Source organism: Leisingera sp. ANG-M7 (assembly GCF_000813965.1).
Lineage (GTDB): Bacteria > Pseudomonadota > Alphaproteobacteria > Rhodobacterales > Rhodobacteraceae > Leisingera.
Genome location: NZ_JWLI01000011.1, coordinates 102,790 through 120,767 on the forward strand (window position 1 = coordinate 102,790; position 17,978 = coordinate 120,767).

The following is a 17,978-nucleotide window of genomic DNA, read 5'->3' on the forward strand; positions in this document are numbered from 1 at the left end:
TCTACACATAAGAGAGTCAGATGCAGACCATTTTCGCCCAGCGCGCCCGCCTGCCCAAAGGATGGGCCGAAAACCTCCGGCTGACGGTAGACAACGGCCGGATTGCCTCAGTGGAAACCGGTGCCCAACCGCAAGCTGGGGACGCGCAGGCAGACGTGCTTCTGCCGTCGCTGGGTAATCTGCACTCCCACAGTTTCCAGCGTGCCATGGCCGGAATGACCGAGTACCGAGCCGCCGGTAAGGACAGCTTCTGGACTTGGCGCGAGCTGATGTACCGCTTTATGGACCGCATCACGCCTGAGCAGTACGAGGCCATTGCCGCGCTGGTGTTCATGGAGATGCTGGAGGCCGGTTACGCATCTGTCGGCGAGTTTCACTACGTCCACCACCAACCCGGCGGTGCGCATTTTGCGTCGGTTACAGAGCTGAGCGAGCGGGTATTTGCTGCCGCCAGCCAGACAGGTATCGGCCTTACTCATCTGCCGGTGCTTTACACCTTCGGCGGTGCCGAAAAACAGGCTCTGAACGGGGGGCAGCAGCGGTTTGGCAACTCGGTTGGCGCGTTTTCCGAACTGGTTGGACGCGCCCGGGACATTGCCGCGCGGGACCTGCCCCAGGATGCATGTGTCGGTATCGCACCGCATTCGCTGCGCGCCACATGCCCGGAGGATCTGGCCGAGGTGCTGCAGATCCAGAACGGGCTGCCGGTGCACATCCACATCTCCGAGCAGCCCAAGGAAGTGGCCGACATCAGCGCCTGGCTGGGCGCGCGGCCTGTTGAATGGCTGCTGGAAAACACAGCCGTTGATGGCAAATGGTGTCTGATCCACGCCACTCATATGACCAGCGCCGAGACAATCGGAATGGCGCGATCCGGTGCTGTTGCGGGTCTCTGCCCGATCACCGAGGCCAACCTGGGCGACGGACCGTTCAACGGGGTCGAATACCTGGCGCATGATGGCGCATTTGGGATCGGATCAGACTCCAATGTGCGGATATCGCTGCCGGAGGAGTTGCGCACGCTGGAGTATTCCCAGCGCCTGCGGGACCTGGCGCGCAATGTACTGGTGCCAGGTGAGGGCTCGGTGGGAGAGACCTTGTACTTGGGCGCGGCGAAAGGCGGCGCTCAGGCACTCGGGCGCCATGCCGGGCGGATTGAGGAAGGCGCGCTGGCTGATCTGGTGGCAATAGACGGTGGCGTGCCGGCTCTTTGCGCACTGAAACCAGAACAACTGCTGGACGGTCTCTGCTTTGCGGCAGGCGATGACATCGTCACGGATGTCTGGAGCGCTGGCCGCCATGTGGTTCAGCAAGGCCGCCATATCGCACGGGACAGCGTGGTTGCAGGCTACAAGACAGCAATCAAGGAACTGCTGAACAGTCTCTAAGCACACAATATCCGCACTTGGACAACGGTGCCGCCGCCGGTGACCACCGCGGCGCCGGCGCCTTGTGTAACAACCCCTTCGCCCGGACCAAGCCGGCCTGTGCCTGCCGCCTCCAGGCCGCCTGAGACCACAAACAGAACGCGCAGCCCTTCGGTCTCCGGCACCGGGCCGTCAGCGAGAATACTGGGCTCTGCCGTCACCAGTACCGGATCATATATCACATTGAAGGCCTTGCAGGGCCCATCGCGCAACTGGCAGCCCAGCGCTGCTTCGCCATCAAAACACAGCGGATCGAGCGGCCGGGCTTCCACCCGTGCGGTTTCATTCGACAGGGTGTGTCCGGCCCCTTCGACGACGCAATGGATACGGGCGAGGCCCGGGAATGAGGAAAACGGGCCGTCCCGGGTGATGTCCGCCAAGCTCAGGCGCCAAACCAGCTCTCCACCTTCAGCATGAGACGCCAGTTCGCGGGTCACGCCGCCGCCGTTCTTCCACGGAACAGGCTGGGCAGTCAGGGCAGAGAAGCGCATTGCAGAATCCTTGCAGAGGGTATTTCAGCACAGGCATAAAACCCGGATGCCTGGAACTGCAAGGTTTCCATTTCCCGCTCACCCGGCCCGTGCCGCCCGCGCAATTTGATTGACCATCCCCCTGCCCCGGCGCTATGGCGGCGCCATGGAAAAGAAGAAACCCTCCCGCCAGCAAGTCTATACCCTGCTTGTCCAGATCGGACGCAAGGAAGGAGACGGCCTGCCCGATGGCGCCACCGGTGCTGCGCTGATGATCTATGCGTCTGGCATTGATGAAGCTGAGGCGGTGCGGGAAACCGTGGCGATCCTTAAACAGGCCGACACCGCACCGCTGGATGTGACCGGATATGGCACCCTGGAAGAGCGCGAGGCCGAAGGCCATGAAATCGGGGACGAAGAACGTGATCTGATGCAGCGGGCGCTGGAGGAAAACGCAGTGATTGTCGCTCAGATGACCCCATTCTTCGACGGCGAAGAGCCGGTTTTCCACTAGCAGAAGACGTCAGTTCTGACTGCCGAACCATTTGCGGTATAGGGCGTCATAGCTGCCGTCCTCCTGCATCGTCAGAAGCACCTGATTCACATCCTCTACCAGCGGTGATCCGGCCGGGAAGACCAGCCCGTAGTTTTCGCGCAAAAACGGCTGACCGATGGTCTGCCCGTACTTATGCCCGCCCTGCTGCTCGTAGAATTTCAGCACCGGCGCATCAAAGACCACCGCCTTGATCTCAGACGCCTCAAACGCGGCGAGCATACCTTCCAGGCCTTCAAAGGCGGCATAATCGATCTCACGCCGGTCGAGGAAACCCGCAGCGGTGGAGCCGCCAATGGTGCCGACAGATCTGCCGTAGAGGTCATTAACAGAGTTCACGGAGCCGCTGATGGCTTCCACCGTCATCACTGCCGTGATCTTGGCAACAAAAATGGAGACGATGAAGAGCGAGGAGATCACCAGCAGAACGCCGAACATGCGGCCAATGGGCGTGCGCGGCACCCGTTCCTCAAATCCGCCGTTCACCACCAGGTTCAATGCCCACCAGAAAGACGGAAACCAAGCCTCCTTCAGCGGGCGGTCGAAGTAGGGTTGGGCGCGGCGTTCAAACGCCCACATCATCATGCCGCCCCCGAACAGCAGCAGAAAGGCGATGCCGATGGCGGCGGCCAGGTCCCAGGACAGCAGCGCCCGCAACAGAGACGGCTCGCGGATATCATCGGCCTGCACCATGATCTGAAGGCCGCTTTCGAAGATCGGATGGCTGAAATCCATCTGGATCTCACGGGAGGCCGTGATCGAGATATTGGCCGCTGCCAGATCCGCCTCGCCGTTGCGGACACCGTCCAGCATCTCTGCAAAACTGCCGGTGCGGTTGATGCGGTACTCCAAATCCAGCCGCTCAGCCAGGATCTTGAACAGTTCCAGCGAAAATCCGGTGTCGCCACCCTCTTCGACCATGGAGAACGGCGGGCGGGTCACGGTGTTGACCGTCAGAACCTGCGCAGAGAGCATTTGCCCCCAAAGCATGAAAAGGGCAGCGGTGATCAGGCGGGAGTACAGCACGGAAACGCTCGGTTTGGCCTCTGACAGAGTTTCAACGTCCTTAGGCGGATCACGTTTTTCAAGCAAGCGCTTTGGCAACAGAGGCAGAATTGCCGCCGGAACTGTGTCCGGCAGGCAGCCGAAGCGGCAGTTTTGAGCTGTTTGGCCGCCGCTGCAGGTGAGGTGCTGTCCGTCGAGATCTTGCCAGTTTCATTGCCTGTGCTGTGAATTGCGCTGCGCCGCGATCCGGGCTAGGCCTGTGCCAACAGGAACCTGAGGAGCCAGACGATGCCGCCAACCGATCCCGCCCGCCTGACCGCCGACCTGATCCGCTGCCCGTCGGTCACGCCTGAGGAGGGCGGCGCATTGGTTCTGCTGGAAAAACTGCTGAGCCAGGCTGGTTTCACCTGTACGCGCGCCGACCGCGGCGAAGTCAGCAACCTGTTTGCCCGCTGGGGCGCCAAAGGCCACGCCAAAACCTTTGGCTTCAACGGCCACACCGATGTGGTGCCGCTGGGGGATGAAGCTGCCTGGACAATGCCTCCCTTTGGAGCCGAGGAGAAGGACGGCTTCATGTACGGCCGCGGCGCCACCGACATGAAGTCCGGGGTTGCCGCCTTTGCCGCGGCCGCTGTGGACCTCGTGCAGGACACCCCGCCGGATGGCGCCATCATCCTGACCATCACCGGCGACGAGGAAGGCGATGCCGTCGACGGAACCACCGCGCTTCTGGACTACATGGCAGATGCGGGCGAACAGATGTCTGTCTGCCTTGTGGGCGAGCCTACTTGCCCCAACGAGATGGGCGAGATGATCAAGATCGGCCGCCGGGGGTCGATGACCGCCTGGTTTACGGTCACCGGTGTGCAGGGGCATTCGGCCTATCCGCACCGGGCCAACAATCCGCTGAATGCAATGGCGCGGCTGATGGACCGGCTGGCAAGCCATGAGCTGGACAAGGGCACCGAGCATTTCGATGCCTCCACCCTGGCAGTGGTCACCATCGACACCGGCAATGCCGCAACCAATGTAATACCGGCGCAGGCGACTTCTGCGGTGAACATCCGCTTCAACGACGCCCATACAGGTGCCGGCCTCTCAGACTGGCTGCAAAGCGAGGCGGACAAAGTGGCTGCTGAATTCGGCGTTGATATCGGGATGAAGGTGAAGATCTCAGGAGAGAGCTTCATTACCCCGCCCGGGGCGCTCTCTGATCTGGTTTCAAAAGCGGTCGAAGCAGAAACCGGCCGCAAGCCTGAGCTGTCGACCACCGGCGGCACATCGGATGCACGCTTTGTGAAAAACCACTGCCCCGTGGTGGAATTCGGCCTGGTTGGCAAGACCATGCATCAGGTGGATGAGCGGGTCGAGGTCGCCCAGATCCATCAGCTCAAAGCCATCTATACCCGCATCCTGCAGGACTATTTCGCATGAGCCTGAGCATCTCGGTCACCGAGGATCTCAAAACATGCTTTGCCTTGCGCCACCGTGTGTTTGTCGAGGAGCAAGGTGTGCCGGTGGAGGAGGAGCAGGACGACCTGGACGCCTCCGCCACTCATCTTCTGGCGCTGCAGGACAGTGTCCCGGTTGGGACGGCGCGGATTGTGTTCAATGGGAACACTGCCAAGATCGGCCGGGTTTGCGTGCTGTCCTCTACCCGCGGCACCGGGCTTGGCGCCAAGCTGATTGAGGCTGCAGTGGATACCGCACGGGCACATCCCGGCGTAACCAAGGCCAAGCTTGGCGCGCAGATCCATGCGCTCGGGTTCTATGAAAAGCTTGGCTTCATCGCCTTTGGCCCGGTCTATGACGATGCCGGCATCGACCATCGGGACATGGTGCGTGATTTCACGTGAAACGCACCCTGATCATCATGATCAAGGAACCGCGCCCCGGACGGGTCAAGACACGTCTGGGCCGCGATATCGGCGTGATCCCGGCCACCTGGTGGTTCCGCCATCAGTCCGCCCGGCTGATCCTGTCCCTGCGGGATCCGCGCTGGCAGATTGTGCTGGCGGTGGCGCCGGACCTGGCAGTGCGCTCCAAGGTCTGGCCTGCTGATTTGCCGCGCTGGCCGCAAGGGCAAGGCGATCTGGGCGCACGCATGAAGCGGATGCTTCAATCCGCGACAGGCCATGTCTGCCTGATCGGTGCCGACATTCCCGGCATTACCCGCAGCCATATCTCTCGTGCGTTCTCGGCCCTCGGCAATCACGACGCAGTCTTCGGCCCGGCAGCGGATGGGGGTTACTGGTTAGCGGGCGCTAAATATCCGTCCCGCCTGCCGCAAGACATGTTCGAGGATGTCCGCTGGTCCAGTGTACATGCACTGGCCGACACGCTGCAGACTCTGCCTGGCTGGCGCATCGCGCTGACCGATACCCTGCAGGATGTCGACACCGCCGCGGATCTGCCGCGGCGCTGACGCTTCGCTTTTCACCATGACGCCGCCCCCGCGCCATGTTACGCGGGAAGTATGAGCCGCATTCCCTCCAAGGCCGAAATCCTCGACTGGATCTCCGCCAACCCGACCCACACCTCCAAGCGCGACATTGCCAAGGCCTTTGGCATCAAAGGCGCCGACCGCATCGACCTCAAGCGCATCCTGAAGGAGCTGGAGGCCGAAGGGCATTTGCAGAAGCGTAAGAAGACCTACCGTGACCCGGACCAGCTGCCGCCGGTAACGGTCCTGCAGGTGAAGGCGCCGAATGAGGATGGCGACCTGTACGGACGTCCATTGGAATGGCACGGCGAGGGTGTGGAACCCATTATTCTGATCCTGACCAAACCCTCGGACCCGGCACTGGGAGAGGGCGACAAGATCCTGGCCAAGCTGCAGATGGTTCCGGATCAGGACCACAATTACGAGGCCCGCCTGATCCGCCGCATCGGAACCAACCCCAAGCGGGTCCTGGGTATCTTCCGCAAAGGATCCGAGGGCGGGCGGATCGTGCCGATCGACAAGGCGGCGTCGAATGAGTGGATGGTGGCGCAAGACGCCGTCAATGGTGCCCGGGACGGCGAACTGGTCGAAGCCGAGCAGGCCGGTCCCAAGGGCCGCATGGGCCTGCCGCGCGCGCGCGTCGTGGAACGGCTGGGCGACCCGACGGCGCCCAAGGCCGTGTCGCTCATTGCCATACACCAGCACGGCATTCCAGACCATTTCCCCGATCCGGTGATGGCAGAGGCTGATGCCGCCAAACCCGTGGGCCTGAAGGGCCGCGAGGACCTGCGCGAACTTCCGCTGGTCACCATTGACCCTGCAGATGCGCGCGACCATGACGACGCCTGCTATGCCCATGCCGATGATGACCCGAAGAACCCCGGCGGTCATGTGATCTGGGTGGCGATTGCAGATGTCGCTGCCTACGTGCGCCCAGGTTCAGCACTGGACCGCGAGGCGAAGAAGCGCGGCAACTCCAGCTATTTCCCCGACCGGGTGGTGCCAATGCTGCCGGACCGGCTGTCTGGCGATCTGTGCTCCTTGCACGAAGGCGTGCCGCGGGCCTGTATCGCCGTTCGGATGCAGGTGGACGCCGAGGGCAACAAGATTGCCCACACATTCGTGCGCGGGCTGATGCAGTCTGTCGCTTCGCTCAACTACGCCGAGGTGCAAGAGGCGCAGGACGGCAATGCAAACGACAGAACCGCACCGCTGCTGGACGATGTCATCAAACCCTTGTTTGCTGCATACAAGGCTCTAACAAAGGCCCGGGCCGCACGTGAGCCGCTGGACCTGGACCTGCCGGAACGCAAGATCGTGCTGGATGACGAAGGTAATGTCACCTCGGTCGCCTTCCGCGACCGGCTGGATGCGCACAAGCTGATCGAGGAGTTCATGATCCTCGCCAATGTGGCCGCAGCCGAAACGCTGATCAAAAAACGTTCGCCGCTGTTGTTCCGGGTGCACGAGGAACCGGCACAGGAGAAACTGGAAAGCCTGCGTGAAACTGCGCAGGCAGCGGGCCTCAGCCTGGCCAAGGGTCAGGTTCTGCAGACCCGGCACCTGAATGCGCTGCTGAACCAGGCCGCGGGAACGGATGACGCGGAGCTGATCAACATCTCCACACTCCGCTCGATGCAGCAGGCCTACTACAACCCGGAAAACTTCGGGCATTTCGGCCTGGCGCTCAGAAACTACGCGCATTTCACCTCGCCGATCCGCCGTTACGCTGACCTGATCGTGCACCGCTCGCTGATCTCCTCGCACGGCTGGGGGGATGACGGGCTCGATGAGGCTCAGATCGAGCGGCTGGAAGACACTGCCACCCATATTTCCGACACCGAGCGGCGCTCGATGATTGCGGAGCGGGACACCACCGACCGCTATTTGGCCTCCTACCTCAGTGAGCGTGTGGGCAATGAATTCGAAGGCCGGATCAGCGGCATTGCCCGCTTTGGCGCCTTTGTGAAGCTGGACGAGACCGGCGCCGACGGCTTGGTGCCGGTACGCTCCATCGGGCGGGAGTTCTTCCATTTTGACGCTCAGTCCGGAACGCTGACCGGAGCTGACACTGGTATGACCCTGGCCATAGGTCAGCGGGTAACCGTGCGGCTGACCCAGGCGGCGCCTGTCACCGGCGGGCTGGAGCTGGAACTGCTGGCGCTGGAAGAGGTCCCGATGCCCGCTGGCGGAGGCCAGCGCGGCCGCCGCAGCCCGGCAGGACGCACAGTGAAGCGGAAGGCGGCCAAGTCCAAGCACAAGGCTGCCAAGGTGAAGCGTAAAGTGGAGCGCAAGCGGCGCAAATAGAGTCTGCCCTGATGGGGCAGACCTGACCGGGTCTACGCCGGGATATCCAGCGGTGCGCGGATCTTGCAGGTCAGCGCCCGCTTGATCAGCCAGCCGTGACGCAGCGGCTCAACGTCCTGCGGGTCGTCAAACAGCACGGCGCGGGTCCCCTCAAACCGGTCCCAGGCAGGGAATGCCGATGCAAACTCCGGAATCAAGCGGCTTTGGCAATGCACAAAGAGCGCAAAGCGCGCGCCCTTCGGCACCCCCAGCCGGACGGTGGAACCCGTCTTGGTCTCAGGCGTAACGTAAGACGGCTGTCCCCAGCGGAGCACTTCCTCCACCCGCCCGGCCTCTGGCGTTGCGGCAGCGATCTCAAACACCAGCTGGCGGAGCCGCAGCAGCCCTTCCCGCGCCAGCGGATCAGAGATCGCAAAGGCGGCCTCGATCTCTGGAGAAGCAAAGGCAGTCGTCATGGCAGAGGCACCGTTTCGAACACACGGCTCAGATAAGCACACAGAACCTTGTCATCCCGCAAGCGTTTGCTGACGACTGAGGCCTCAGAAGTGTGCAGCATGGAGGCCAGGAACGGCGCGACGCTCAGGTCCGCTGAGGTAATCTGCTCGCCCATCAGGAACGGGCTGCCCGCGGCGAGTGCGGCAATCGGTTCCAAATCCTGTTCAAGCCGGTGCATACGCTCCGCTTCACTAAAACGGGCGAGGCCCTGCCACTGCAGCCCGTTCTGGATTTCCTTCCTGACTGGAGCGCTGATCTCTTCGCGCATGGGTTCGGGAACGGGCTGGAAGATCTGATCCCGAACCTCGGGCCATACCGTATCGTCATTCCAGCGCATTTGCAGAAGGTGCAGACCCATGTGGTATTCCGCCAGCCGGACCCAGGCGCGGGCGTGGGCGCGCTCTGTGGTGTTCAGACCTGCGTCGAAATCGGCCCCCTGCTCTTCAAGCCAGTCGCGGATGCCGTCACTGTCGGCGATCTGTCCGTCAGGCGTCGCAAGAACCGGCAGCTTCCGGTGCGGCATTTCGGTTGGGTCCAGCATGTCGCTGCGCTGCCAGGGCTGGCCGGACAGCTCCAGCATCAAGGCGGATTTGATGCAGAAGGGGCTCATGCTGAACAAACCGAATCCGCTGGGGAATGTGAGGAGGGAAAGCATTGCTAAAATCCTGTTTGTTGTGTTTGCTCTCCTTTCTCTACGCCCGCCTAATGACAATTAATGTCATTAGCGCATAGGATGATCAGGCATGTCCCGAACTCACCGCCTCTTCCAGCTGATGCAGGCCCTGCGCCTAGGGCCAGGCCCGCATACCGCGGCGCGGCTGGGGGAGGAACTGGGCGTGTCGGCCCGCAGCATTCATCGCGATATCGCCACCCTCCGCGAGATGGGCGCTGTGATCGATGGCGAGGCGGGATACGGATTTACCCTGATTGAAGACAATGCACTGCCGCCGATGGGTTTTCGCGACACCGAACTGGAAGCGCTGGTTCTAGGTCTGCGCGAGGTAGAGCTGATCGGCGACCCTGAATTGGCCACTGCGGCCTCTGAAGCGTTGCGCAAGCTGCAGGCGCGGCTTCCGCCAAGGCAGGCACACCGGCTGCGCCACGCGGTGCTAGCACCTTACCGGTTTGAGCGCCCGATTCCGCCAGCAATATCGGCGCAGGATCTGCGCCAGGCTGCCTGGGACGAGGTTGAGGTGCGTTTCGGTTATACAGACGGGTATGGCGCGGTCACCGAACGGCAGGTGAAACCGCTGAGTGTGGTTTATTTCGACCGCTCGACAGTGCTGATCGCCTGGTGCTGCCTGCGCCAGGCGGTGCGGGTGTTCCGGCTGGACCGGATGCGCGGCCTGGAAGTGACAGATCAAAGCTTCCGTCCGCACCGGGTGCCGATGCTGCGGGACGCCCTGGAACAGCTGCGCCAGGAACACGGGCAGGAACAGCGGCAATAGGGATAGCAGGCGGCGCCCCGCACACGCCGTGACTGGCCTCTTTACCCGGACCGCGCTGCCGCTAGACTGGGGCTGAGCAGTGAATAACGAGGTGCATCATGCGCAAATGGGTTGCCGTGTCACTGGTGGCAGGCGGAGCAATGGCGGCAGAAGCCGCACCAAACAAGTCCCTGAGTGCCGGCGAGCAGCCAGGGGCCGTAACGCAGGAGGGGCAGGATGAAGGCTATCGGCTGGCGTCTGCCACATCCTTGAGACCTGCAGCCAGGCCAGCCGCGCTCCAGCAAGCCGCGGTTGAACAGGCTGCAGCTGAAGTCAGCTTCAAAAACTGGATCACGGAATTCAAAGACCGCGCAGGGACACAAGGGATCAGCGCGCCGGTGCTGGACAGTGCCTTTGACGGTGTGAGCTATGACCCCGAAGTGATCCGCCGCGACCGCAACCAGTCGGAGTTCACCAAGACGATCTGGGACTACCTGGACAGCGCGGCTTCGGACTTGCGTGTGAAAAACGGCAAGGCGGCGCTGCGCGATCAGCTGGCACGGCTGGATCAGATCGAGGCCAAATACGGCGTCGAAAAAGAGATTGTGGTTGCAATCTGGGGGCTTGAAAGCAGCTTTGGAACATTCCGCGGCAAGATGGATGTGATCCGGTCCCTTGCAACCCTGGCCTTTGACGGGCGGCGCGGCGCGTTCTTTGAAGGGCAGCTGGTTGCCGCGCTGAAGATCCTGCAGGCAGGCGATGTTGCCGCCCGCAAGATGACCGGCAGCTGGGCCGGGGCGATGGGGCATACCCAGTTCATCCCTACGTCCTATCTGGACTATGCGGTGGATTTCACCGGTGACGGCAAGCGGGATATCTGGTCGGACAACCCGGCAGATGCGCTGGCGTCTACTGCCGCGTATCTGAAGCAATTCGGCTGGGTGAAGGGCCAGCCTTGGGGGGTGGAAGTGACCCTGCCCAAAGGGTTTGACTACACCTTGGCTGATCGCGACATTGAGAAAACGCCCTCAGACTGGGCGGCGCTGGGCATCAAAGGGCTCGATGGGCGTTCGGTGAAGGATCACGGGCCTGCCTCAATCCTGCTGCCTGCAGGCAGCGAGGGCGCGGCCTTTATGATCTTCCAAAACTTCGCTGTGCTGGAGCGCTACAACACAGCGGATGCCTATGTGATCGGGGTCGGGCATTTGGCGGACCGGATCAAGGGCGGTGCGCCGATCAAGGCGAATTGGCCGCGCGGTGACCGGGCGCTGACACTGTCTGAACGGGAAGAGATGCAGGAGCGGCTGACAAGCGCCGGTTTCGACACAGACGGTATCGACGGCAAGATCGGTCCGAAAACCACTGGAGCAGTGCGCGCCTATCAAGTGGCAAACGGACTGACGCCGGATGGCTATGCCTCGCTGCATCTGTTGCAGCGGCTGCGGTAACAGCGGCGGAGCCGCCTTCCCCCGTCTTCAGACAGGGACCATTTGCACGCGAATTGGCATCAAAAAAGAAGGCCCCACACAGCGGGGCCTTCTTCTTGGAATGGTCTTTGCGGTGATCAGCTAGGAGACATCCCGCGCAGGCGCTCGGAGCGGCGGCGCAGCATTTCCACCGTCGCCAGAAGCATGATGGAGATAGCCACCAGGATCGTCGCAACTGCCAGGATCGTCGGCGAAATCTGCTCGCGCAGGCCGATGAACATCTGCCAGGGCAGAGTCTTTTGCCCGGCCGAGCCGACAAACAGCACCACAACCACTTCGTCGAAAGAAGTGATGAAGGCAAACAGACCGCCCGAAATCACCCCCGGCAAGATCAGCGGCATCTGCACCCGGAAGAAGGTGGTCACCGGATCGGCCCCCATGTTGGCCGCAGCACGGGTCAGCGAGCGGTCAAAGCCCACCAGCGTCGCCGTCACCGTGATGATCACGAAGGGGATGCCCAGTGCGGCATGCGCCAGAACCACGCCGATGTAGGTCCCCTGCAGGCCGATGCGGCTGTAGAAGAAGTACATGCCGGCCGCGGAGATGATCAGCGGAACAATCATCGGCGAGATCAGGATCGCCATGATCGCCCGGCGGAACGGCACATGCGGCTGGCTGAGGCCGATGGCGGCCAGCGTGCCGAAGGTGACCGAAACGATGGTGGCCATCGGCGCGATCTTCAGCGAGTTCCACATCGCAGACTGCCAGGAGTCATTGTTGAAGAAATCGCGGTAGTGCTTCAGCGAGTAGCCTTCCGGGTCCAGCCGCAGCATTTCCGGCGTGAAGGTGAAGAAGTCCTGCGCGTTGAAGCTGAGCGGGATAATCACCACGATCGGTGCGATCAGGAAGAAGAAGACCAGACCGCAGATCACCCGGAAAGTGTAGTGCCAGGTGCGCTGGCCGGCGGTCGCATAAGGAGGAAGTGCGCTCATATCGGTTATCCCAGCTTAACGTTGTCGATGCCGACGACCTTGTCGTAGACCCAGTACAGGAGCAGGACGACCGCCAGAAGAATGGCGCCCAGCGCCGCACCCAGGCCCCAGTTGCCGGACGTCGAGATGTGGTAGGCAATCAGGTTGGAGATAAAGGTGCCTTTAGTGCCGCCGACCAGAGCCGGGGTGATGTAGTAGCCCACAGCCAGGATGAAGACGAGGATCGAGCCGGCACCGATGCCCGGCACGGTCTGAGGGAAGTAGACCCGCCAGAAGGCGGTCCAGTCGGTGGCGCCCAGCGATTTGGCGGCGCGCAGGTAGGACGGGTTGATGGTCTGCATCACCGAGTACATTGGCAGGATCATGAACGGAAGCAGGATGTGCGTCATCGCGATGATGGTGCCGAGCTCGTTGTTGATCAGAACCAATCGGTTGGCATCATCCACCAGCCCGATCCATACCAGCGTGTCATTGATCACGCCCTGCTGCTGCAGCAGGATCTTCCAGGCGGAGGTCCGCACCAGGAGAGAGGTCCAGAAGGGCAGCAGAACCAGGATCAGCAACAGGTTTGCCTTGCGTGCAGGCAGGTTGGCCAGGATCCAAGCCACCGGATACCCAAGCACAATACAGCTGAAGGTGATGATCAGGGACATCCGCATCGTGCGGACCAGCATGGTGTTGTAGATCCGCTCATTCTCGGGGCGGATTTCCGGGCCTTCCGCGCCCAGCTGCATATCGACAGCATTCAGGAAGTAGCCAGAGGTGAAGGTGCCGGAATAGGTCTTGATGGTGCGCCACAGCTCAATGTCGCCCCAGCCGTCGTCAATGCCGATAAGCTTTTCCCGGAACGGGCCGTCAGTAGCGAGATCCCATTTCTTGACCTTGCGCCCGGACTTGCGGAACACAGAAGACAGCCCCGGGTTTTCATAGTTCAGGCGCTTTGCGACCTTGGTATGGGTTTTCTGTTCGGCGGCGACCTGGAGGTCAGCAGCCATTGCAGCAAACACGGCCTCATTAGGCAACTGGCCTGACGCCGGATCCCAATCTGCCAGCGCTTCTACCGTTTGGGGCAGCGTGTCCTGGACGATCCGGTTCTCCACCGAGCGGAACAGCATGTCGGCCACTGGCAGGATGAATGTCACAAGGATGAACAGCAGAAGCGGCGCAATCAGCATCAGCGCGCGCAGTTTCTGCATCCGCAGTGCCCGCGCCAGGCTCCGCTTCAGCGGTGTGCCGTCCGCGGCCAGTACCGGGCCGGAGTGGCTAATGTCAGTCATAGGGTTCCCCGTCGGGTCTTTATTTTTTTGGGCAGGGGGCCTGAATGCAGCAGGCCCCCCGCGGTCTTGGAAAGGTCAGATTACTTGGCCAGCCATGCCTGGAACTTGGCGTTCAGGTCATCGCGGTTGTCCGCCCACCACTCGTAGTCATAGACGTGGACATTGGCGGAGTTTGCCGGGTCGGTCGGCATGTGCGGTGCCATGTCGATGCCCAGTTCGGCGTGCTTGCCAACCAGCGGTGCCGAGGAGGCACGGGCCGGGCCGTAGGAGATGTAGGCAGCCTGGTCAGCCAGACGCTGAGTGTCGGTGGCGAACTTCAGGAAGTCCATTACGCGGGCCTTGCGGTCCGCCGGCAGGCCTGCCGGAACAACCCAGCCGTCGAGGTCAAAGGACTGCATGTCCCAGAGCATGCCGATCGGCTGGCCCTGTTCGGCAATCGCCGAGAACAGGCGGCCGTTGAAGGTTGAGCCCATCACCACTTCGCCGTCAGCCAGCAGCTGCGGGGTTTCCGCGCCCGCGGTCCACCAGACCACTTGGTCTTTGATGGTGTCGAGTTTGGCCAGAGCCTGTTCAACACCTTCGTCGGTGCTCAGCACGTCGTAGATGTCATCCTTGGCCACGCCGTCGCAGTACAGTGCCCATTCCATGTTGTCGATCGGACGCTTTTGCAGCGAGCGCTTGCCCGGGTATTTCTCGGTGTCGAAGATTGCGCAGACAGTGTCCGGCGTGTCGATCAAGTCGGTGCGGTAACCGAAGGTGGTTGAATAGACGATCTGCGGAACGAAGCAGTCGCTGACGATCAGGTCGCCGAAGTCTTCGGACGCCGGGGTGCCATCGGGTGCAGCAGCCAGATCCTCGTCATGGTTGATCTCTTCCGCCAGGCCTTCGTCGCACAGGCGCATGGAGTCAGAGGCCACGGCATCCACCAGATCCCAGGTCACGTTGCCGGCTTCGTTCATGGCGCGGATTTTGGCCACAGCTTCGGCGGAGCTTTCGTCCCAGATCACCTTAACGTCGGGATTTGCAGCCAGATAGGGTTCCACATAGGCTTTTTGCTGGCTAGCCTGGTAGGCACCGCCCCAGGACACCAAAGTCAGCTCATTGGCCATTTCTTCGGCGAAGGCCGAAGGGGCGCAAAGGGCGGTGGTCATCGCCAGTGCAGACAGTTTGCTGAGTTTCATAGAGAGTCTCTCCTTGTTGAAATTCACTGATGTGAGGTTCCCCCCGGTCGTTATTCTGCCGGGGGTTCGGCGCGCGCGGATCAGGCGTCCAGCGCGCGGCAGTCTTCCGGCAGCCAGCCGATTTCGATCTGCTGACCGGGCTGAAGACGGACTTGGTCAGGGGCGTTCCGGGTCTTGATGATAAACTCATCATTGCCGGCCACCCGCAGACGGGTGCGGAAGATGTCGCCCATGTAAATGAACTCCAGCACTTCCGCCTTGAGCGTATGAACGCCTGCCTGCAGACGGTCCTTATTGTATTCCACCCGTTCGGGGCGGATCGATACGCGGGTGCGCTCGCCAGGCTGCGAGACATTCACCGGCTTGCAATCAATCAGCTCGCCATCGTCCAGCTGCACCAGCGCGATACCGTTGTTAATTTCCTTAACGGTGCCTTCCAGCGTGTTGTTTTCACCGATGAACTGAGCCACGAAGCTGTTTTCCGGGCTTTCATAGAGCTGGTCCGGCGGCGCGATCTGCTGGATGCGGCCATCGTCGAACACGGCAACGCGGTCGGACATGGTCAGCGCCTCGGTCTGGTCGTGGGTCACATAGACCACGGTGATCCCCAGACGGTGGGCGAGATGGGTGATCTCGAACTGCATCTTCTCACGAAGCTGTTTGTCCAGCGCGCCCAGCGGTTCATCCATCAGAACCAGTTCAGGTTCGAAAACCAGAGCGCGTGCCAAGGCGATCCGCTGCTGCTGGCCGCCAGAAAGCTGTGCCGGGCGGCGGCCGCCGAAGGCGCCCATTTCCACCATGTCCAATGCGCGCTTGACCTTTTCCTCGCGCTCGGACTTGCCCATCTTGCGGACTTCCAGCGGGAAAGAGAGGTTTTCCGCAATCGTCATATGCGGAAACAGCGCGTAGTTCTGGAACACCATGCCAATGCCGCGCTTGTGCGGCGGGATGTTGTTGATTGAGGTTCCGTCCAGGCGGATGTCGCCGTGGGTTGCGGTTTCAAAACCAGCCAGCATCATCAAGCAGGTGGTTTTCCCGGACCCGGACGGGCCAAGCATTGTCAGGAATTCACCTTTGGGCATGGTGAGGTTGAGATCTTTGACAACGAGATTTTCGCCATCATAGCTCTTTTGGACACGTTCGAATTCAACGAACGCATCAACGTTTGACGCATCAGCCAAAGCAGGCTCCCCGTAGTTTTGTCATTCCGGCAGATTTGCTCTGCACTTATTCGAAGTTAATCACACCAACGCTACCAAGCGCTAGATATGAAAAAAATATTCTTTCACTGGTGAGAGTACGAAATTCATACCTCGGCCGCCTTCAAATGGAGAAGAATACCCTAACGGAAGCCTAGTCCCGTTCCACGGCTCCTGATCGAACTTATTGCGACGCCCTTATGATATTTTGCGCCACATTTGGCAAAACTCCGGCTGAAAACCGACCCATTTACACCTGAAACCGAAGAAAAAGGGCCCGGCAAAAATGTTGCCGGGCCTATGTGAGTCGCAGTGTCCGCGAGGCTCAGAAGGGAATCAGGCGCAGTGCAGCAGGTCCTGTTTCTTCAGTTCTGCGTAGCATTCATCCAGCGATTTCACGGCCCGCTCGATAAGCACATCGATCTGCTCCGGCGTGATCACCAGGGGCGGTGAGATGATCATCCGGTCGCCAACGTGGCGCATCACCAGATTATTGGCAAAGCAGCGCTCACGGCAGATGTAACCGACAGTGCCGGCGTCAGATGCAAACGCGGCGCGGGTTTCCTTGTTCGGGGTCAGCGCAATCGAGCCCATCATGCCGACGATCTTGGCCTCGCCCACCAGCGGGTGATCGGCTAGCGCTTCCCATTTCTGCTTCAGATAAGGGGCCGCCACGTCGCGCACATGGCCAAGGATGTTCTCCTCCTCCAGGATACGCAGGTTTTCCAGCGCAACAGCCGCTGCTACCGGGTGGCCGGAGTAGGTGTAACCGTGATTGAACTCATCTCCCGCGATCACTGACGCAATCTCATCGCTGACAATCGAGCCGCCGATCGGCGCATAGCCGGAGCTGAGACCTTTGGCGATGGTCATGATGTCAGGGCGGATGTTCAAGGTTTCGCAGCCAAACCAGTTGCCTGTGCGCCCGAAGCCGCAGATCACCTCGTCCGCAATCAGCAGGATTTCGTACTTGTCACAGATCCGCTGGATTTCCGGCCAATAGCTGTCCGGCGCCACAATGACGCCGCCAGCACCCTGCACCGGCTCTGCTATGAAGGCTGCGACACGGTCTTCGCCGAGCTCCAGGATTGCCTCTTCCAGTTCGCGCGCACGCTGCAGGCCAAATTCTTCCGGCGGCATGTCGCCGCCTTCGGCCCACCAGTTCGGCTGATTGATATGGTGGATATCCGGGATCGGCATACCGCCTTGGGCGTGCATCCCGCTCATGCCGCCCAAAGAGCCACTGCCGACAGAGGATCCATGATAGGCATTCTTGCGGCTGATGATCACGGATTTCGAGGGCTTGCCCTTCAACGCCCAGTAATGGCGCACCATGCGGATGTTAGTATCGTTGGCCTCTGAGCCGGAGCCTGCAAAGAACACATTGTTCAGGTCACCCGGCGCCAGTTCAGCAATCTTGGCAGCCAGTGCGATGGCCGGCACATGGGTAGTCTGAAAGAAAGTGTTGTAATACGGCAGCTCGCGCATCTGGCGGGCCGCCACTTCTGCAAGCTCCTCGCGGCCATAGCCGATGTTGACGCACCAAAGGCCTGCCATCGCATCAAGGATCTGATGGCCTTCGCTGTCGGTCAGGTGCACGCCATCAGCGCGGGTGATGATACGCGCGCCCTTTTGCGACAGCTCACCATTGGCAGTGAACGGATGCATGTGGTGGGCGGCGTCCAGAGCCTGCAGCTCGGCTGTCGGCATATGATTGGTGATAACGGTCATGAGACTCGCTCCTGAGAATGACTGATTGGCACCAGAATATGATC

Annotated in this window: 16 protein-coding genes and 1 pseudogene; 8 read left to right on the plus strand and 9 right to left on the minus strand. The window is 61.3% G+C overall.

Features of this window, described 5'->3' with window-relative positions; genetic code table 11:
- The first annotated feature begins 20 nt into the window (after positions 1 to 20).
- The gene (locus tag RA26_RS13745) at positions 21 to 1,388 is read left to right on the plus strand and encodes a formimidoylglutamate deiminase (RefSeq protein ID WP_039184381.1); all 1,368 of its coding nucleotides are present in this window, start codon (positions 21 to 23) and stop codon (positions 1,386 to 1,388) included.
- Here RA26_RS13745 and RA26_RS13750 read toward each other — a convergent pair.
- Complete coding sequence (locus tag RA26_RS13750) at positions 1,385 to 1,918, minus strand: HutD/Ves family protein (protein WP_039184382.1); 534 nt, start codon at positions 1,916 to 1,918, stop codon at positions 1,385 to 1,387. The genes RA26_RS13745 and RA26_RS13750 overlap by 4 nt on opposite strands.
- Positions 1,919 to 2,063: 145 nt before the next feature.
- Here RA26_RS13750 and RA26_RS13755 point away from each other — a divergent pair, with 145 nt between their 5' ends.
- Positions 2,064 to 2,411: a hypothetical protein gene (locus RA26_RS13755; RefSeq protein ID WP_029204715.1), complete on the plus strand. Its 348-nt coding sequence runs from the start codon at positions 2,064 to 2,066 to the stop codon at positions 2,409 to 2,411.
- A gap of 9 nt (positions 2,412 to 2,420) precedes the next feature.
- Here RA26_RS13755 and RA26_RS13760 read toward each other — a convergent pair whose 3' ends face one another.
- Positions 2,421 to 3,425 carry a transporter substrate-binding domain-containing protein gene (locus RA26_RS13760; protein ID WP_446720178.1) on the minus strand — a complete coding sequence of 335 codons (1,005 nt, stop codon included), beginning with the start codon at positions 3,423 to 3,425 and terminating at the stop codon, positions 2,421 to 2,423.
- 318 nt (positions 3,426 to 3,743) lie between these two features.
- On the opposite strand from RA26_RS13760, the gene dapE reads away from it, so the two are divergent.
- Genes dapE through rnr form a run of 4 tightly spaced genes read left to right on the plus strand, consistent with a single transcriptional unit; the run spans position 3,744 to position 8,205 of the window.
- Positions 3,744 to 4,889, plus strand: a complete 1,146-nt coding sequence (gene dapE, locus RA26_RS13765; protein WP_039184385.1) for a succinyl-diaminopimelate desuccinylase — start codon at positions 3,744 to 3,746, stop codon at positions 4,887 to 4,889.
- Positions 4,886 to 5,311: a GNAT family N-acetyltransferase gene (locus RA26_RS13770; RefSeq protein WP_039184386.1), complete on the plus strand. Its 426-nt coding sequence runs from the start codon at positions 4,886 to 4,888 to the stop codon at positions 5,309 to 5,311. The genes dapE and RA26_RS13770 overlap by 4 nt, the downstream gene beginning before the upstream one ends.
- Entirely contained in the window at positions 5,308 to 5,880 is a 573-nt protein-coding gene (locus RA26_RS13775; protein WP_039184387.1) for a TIGR04282 family arsenosugar biosynthesis glycosyltransferase, read from the plus strand. The genes RA26_RS13770 and RA26_RS13775 overlap by 4 nt, the downstream gene beginning before the upstream one ends.
- 51 nt (positions 5,881 to 5,931) lie before the next feature.
- Positions 5,932 to 8,205 carry a ribonuclease R gene (gene rnr, locus RA26_RS13780; RefSeq protein ID WP_039184388.1) on the plus strand — a complete coding sequence of 758 codons (2,274 nt, stop codon included), beginning with the start codon at positions 5,932 to 5,934 and terminating at the stop codon, positions 8,203 to 8,205.
- Positions 8,206 to 8,237: 32 nt separating this feature from the next.
- Here the strand turns inward: rnr and RA26_RS13785 are convergent, their stop codons facing one another.
- Entirely contained in the window at positions 8,238 to 8,660 is a 423-nt protein-coding gene (locus RA26_RS13785) for a DUF1801 domain-containing protein (RefSeq protein WP_039184389.1), read from the minus strand.
- On the minus strand, positions 8,657 to 9,310 hold the full coding sequence (locus RA26_RS13790; protein WP_241482650.1) for a glutathione S-transferase family protein: 654 nt from the start codon (positions 9,308 to 9,310) through the stop codon (positions 8,657 to 8,659). The genes RA26_RS13785 and RA26_RS13790 overlap by 4 nt, the downstream gene beginning before the upstream one ends.
- A 133-nt stretch (positions 9,311 to 9,443) precedes the next feature.
- Here RA26_RS13790 and RA26_RS13795 point away from each other — a divergent pair, with 133 nt between their 5' ends.
- Both RA26_RS13795 and RA26_RS13800 read left to right on the plus strand, forming a co-directional pair.
- On the plus strand, positions 9,444 to 10,148 hold the full coding sequence (locus tag RA26_RS13795; RefSeq protein WP_039184391.1) for a helix-turn-helix transcriptional regulator: 705 nt from the start codon (positions 9,444 to 9,446) through the stop codon (positions 10,146 to 10,148).
- A gap of 98 nt (positions 10,149 to 10,246) precedes the next feature.
- Positions 10,247 to 11,575: a lytic murein transglycosylase gene (locus RA26_RS13800; RefSeq protein ID WP_039184392.1), complete on the plus strand. Its 1,329-nt coding sequence runs from the start codon at positions 10,247 to 10,249 to the stop codon at positions 11,573 to 11,575.
- Positions 11,576 to 11,691: 116 nt separating this feature from the next.
- Here the strand turns inward: RA26_RS13800 and RA26_RS13805 are convergent.
- The 5 genes and pseudogenes from RA26_RS13805 to RA26_RS13825 all read right to left on the minus strand — a co-directional run.
- Positions 11,692 to 12,537: pseudogene (locus RA26_RS13805) on the minus strand (ABC transporter permease); the annotation flags it as partial.
- Between the two features lie 14 nt (positions 12,538 to 12,551).
- A complete protein-coding gene (locus RA26_RS13810; RefSeq protein ID WP_039184395.1) occupies positions 12,552 to 13,823 on the minus strand; it encodes an ABC transporter permease in 1,272 nt (423 codons plus the stop codon).
- Positions 13,824 to 13,903: 80 nt separating this feature from the next.
- Positions 13,904 to 15,004: an extracellular solute-binding protein gene (locus tag RA26_RS13815; protein ID WP_039184397.1), complete on the minus strand. Its 1,101-nt coding sequence runs from the start codon at positions 15,002 to 15,004 to the stop codon at positions 13,904 to 13,906.
- An 80-nt stretch (positions 15,005 to 15,084) separates the two neighbouring features.
- Positions 15,085 to 16,185, minus strand: a complete 1,101-nt coding sequence (locus RA26_RS13820) for an ABC transporter ATP-binding protein (RefSeq protein WP_019295197.1) — start codon at positions 16,183 to 16,185, stop codon at positions 15,085 to 15,087.
- A 354-nt stretch (positions 16,186 to 16,539) separates the two neighbouring features.
- Entirely contained in the window at positions 16,540 to 17,934 is a 1,395-nt protein-coding gene (locus tag RA26_RS13825) for an aspartate aminotransferase family protein (RefSeq protein WP_039184399.1), read from the minus strand.
- Positions 17,935 to 17,978 lie beyond the last annotated feature (44 nt).